The organism is Phenylobacterium sp. (genome assembly GCF_025351295.1).
In the GTDB taxonomy this organism is placed as follows: domain Bacteria; phylum Pseudomonadota; class Alphaproteobacteria; order Caulobacterales; family Caulobacteraceae; genus Phenylobacterium.
The window spans coordinates 1-2,706 of sequence record NZ_JANXWD010000071.1; the positions used below are offsets into that span (position 1 = coordinate 1).

A 2,706-nucleotide genomic window follows, 5' to 3' on the forward strand; every position below is an offset into this window, starting at 1 on the left:
CGGCGATCCCACTGCGCTCATGGGCCAGCAGCGCCTTGGCCAGGGTCCAGCCCTGGTTCTCATGGAACACCCGGTTCTCGACCGGCACCTTCACATTGTCGAGGAAGACGTCGTTCACCTCGTGGCCGCCCTCCAGCGTGATGATCGGCCGGACGGTGACGCCCGGGGTCTTCATGTCGATCAGCAGGAAGGAGATGCCGGCCTGTGGCTTGGAATTCTGGTCGGTCCGCACCAGGAAGAAGCCCCAGTCGGCGTACTGGCCCAGCGTCGTCCAGGTCTTCTGGCCGTTGACGATGTAGTATTCCTTGCCGTCGTCGGCGGTGATCCGCTCAGCCTTGGTCTTCAGGCTGGCCAGGTCGGAGCCCGCGCCCGGCTCGGAGTAGCCCTGGCACCACCAGACGTCGCCGTTGTAGATGCCCGGCAGGAACTGCTTCTTCTGCTCTTCGGACCCGAAGGTGTAGAGCACCGGCGCCAGCATCGCCGCCCCGAACGGCAGGATCGGCAGGCAGTCGGCCCGCGCCGTCTCCTCGGACCAGATGTATTTCTGCGTGGGGGTCCAGCCGGTGCCGCCGTGCTCGACCGGCCAGGACGGCGCCAGCCAGCCCTTCTTGGCCAGCACCTTGTGCCACATCAGGTACTGGTCCTTGGTCAGGCCCTCGCCGGCGTCCTGCGCCGCGCGTAGCTCGGGCGGATAGTTGTCCTTGATGAAGGCCCGGACCTCCTCGCGGAACGTGTTTTCCTCAGGCGAAAAGTCGAGGTTCATGGCCTGCCTCCTGCTCGCGCGCCCCGGGCGCGTCTGGTCCTGGAGCTATACGCGCGGGCCCGCCGGCTGAAAAGGTGACGTTGACGTCAACGTCAATCCCAGCTGATCTGCCACCCCGTGAAGCTTAAGGTTGGATCGCGCGTTTCCGCTAGCCCGGCGCCGCCTTTCCTTCGCGCCTGAACCCACTAAGCCTCGGTCGCCCATGCCTCGCATCGTCACCTACAACGTCCATCGCTGCGTCGGGACCGACCGGCGCCTGGACGTGGCGCGGGTGGCCGCGGTGCTGGCGGCGCTGAGCCCCGACATCGTGGCGCTGCAGGAGCTGGACGTCGGCCGCCGGCGCACCGGGCATGTGGACCAGGCGCACGAGATCGCCCGCCAGCTCGCGATGACCCACCACTTCCACGCCGCCGTCCAGGTCGAGGAGGAGCGCTACGGCGACGCCATCCTTACGCATTTCCCCGAGCGGCTGGTCAAGGTGGGGCCGCTGCCCGGATACGACCCGATCAAGGCGCTGGAGCCGCGCGGCGCCCTCTGGGTCAAGGTCGAGGTCCACGGCCGCCCGCTGCAGGTCCTCAACACCCACCTGGGCCTGGTGCCGCGCGAGCAGCAGATCCAGGCCGCCCACATCGCCGGCCCCGCCTGGCTGGCGCATCCGGACTGCGCCTGGCCGGCGATCTTGCTGGGCGACTTCAACGCCACCGCCAGCTCGGTGGTCTACCGCACCCTGACCGCCCGCCTTCAGCCGGCCCGCAAGCTGGCCCGCCGCAAGCAGGCCAGCTCGACCTTCCCCTCGACCTTCCCGGTGCTGCGCATCGACCACCTGTTCGTCAGCCCGGGGATCGAGGTGACCGACGTCTTCGCCCCCCACGACCCCCTGAGCCGGGTGGCCTCCGACCACCTGCCGCTGGTGATGGACTTCGAGCTGGCTGAGGGCTTCGACGCCGCGCACGGCCCCTAAGCCGCCCGCACCGCCCGCGCCTGCCGGAGCAGACGCTCGCGCCGGCGGCCCAGGCGCCAGGCGTCGCCGACGTCGGCCGGGTCGCCCAGGTGGTAGGCGGCGAAGAACTCCTGCATGCGGCTGCCGCGCGCCGGGTCGATCGGCTTCAGCCGGCCCTCGCGGTTGAGCGCATCGATGGCGGCGACCAGGCCGCCGTGGTCGGCGCGGGCCTTGGCCACCGCGTCGCCGGTCTGGCTGAGAAAGTGACCCACCAGCCGGTCGCGCAGCACGCTCGCCTGGCGGCGCGCGTCCTCGTCCTCGCATTCCACCGCCAGCTCCAGCTCGGTGTCGAAGCCGAACGAGCGGTTGTTGAGGTTGGCCGAGCCCACCCGGATCACCCGGTCGTCGAAGATGCTGGTCTTGGAATGGACGATGATCGTCGAGCCCGCCGAGGCGGTCGGATAGAAGGCCCGGAACCGCCCGTAGGTGTCGGCCGCCCGCAGCCGCCAGACCATCGCGCCGCGCGCATGGTCCATGGTCATCTGGTCGAACCAGCTGGGCGAATGGCCGGTGGTGATCAGCACCACGTCGGGGCCGTGCGGGTCCTGCAGCCGCCGCGCCAGGGCCTCGGTGATTGGCGGCGAGGTGAAGTACTGGTTCTCCAGATAGATCGCATCCCTGGCCTCGGCGATGCAGGCCAGGGTTAGTCGCCGCAACTCCTCGACGCCGGGCTGCCAGCGCCAGGCCGGCGCGGTGCGTACCAGCGACACCTTGGCGTTGGTCAGCTGGACCGGCACATGGTCGGGCCATGGGTCGCCGCCGGCGTCGGGCGGCGGGCCGATCGGCTCGTCCCGGGTCCCGACCCGCCAGCGCGCGCGGAAGTGGTCGCCCAGCGCCAGGGCCGCGGCGCCGTCGACCATCATCATCACCTCGTGGCGCGGTGGGTGATAGTCCTGGTCCGGCATGATCCGGCGCTCGTCGTCCTCCAGGTGGCCTGGGGTGT

The 2,706-nt window shown here is 70.1% G+C and carries 3 protein-coding genes; 1 reads left to right on the top strand and 2 read right to left on the bottom strand.

Annotation, left to right across the window (positions count from 1 at the left end; genetic code table 11):
• Positions 1–763, bottom strand: a 763-nt coding sequence (locus Q0R13_RS10710; protein ID WP_293903614.1) for an acyl-CoA dehydrogenase family protein, incomplete at its 3' end; no start/stop codon positions are given.
• Positions 764–965: 202 nt separating this feature from the next.
• Between Q0R13_RS10710 and Q0R13_RS10715 the strand changes: the two genes are divergently transcribed.
• Positions 966–1,724 carry an endonuclease/exonuclease/phosphatase family protein gene (locus Q0R13_RS10715; protein ID WP_293903617.1) on the top strand — a complete coding sequence of 253 codons (759 nt, stop codon included), beginning with the start codon at positions 966–968 and terminating at the stop codon, positions 1,722–1,724.
• Here Q0R13_RS10715 and Q0R13_RS10720 read toward each other — a convergent pair.
• On the bottom strand, positions 1,721–2,706 hold a 986-nt coding region (locus Q0R13_RS10720; protein ID WP_293903620.1), incomplete at its 5' end, for a phospholipase D-like domain-containing protein. The two genes, Q0R13_RS10715 and Q0R13_RS10720, sit on opposite strands and share 4 nt — an antisense overlap.

Bases quoted from the DNA above. Each gene is read 5' to 3' on its own strand.
- Q0R13_RS10715 (WP_293903617.1), top strand. From the start codon at position 966: ATGCCTCGCATCGTCACCTACAACGTCCATCGCTGCGTCGGGACCGAC.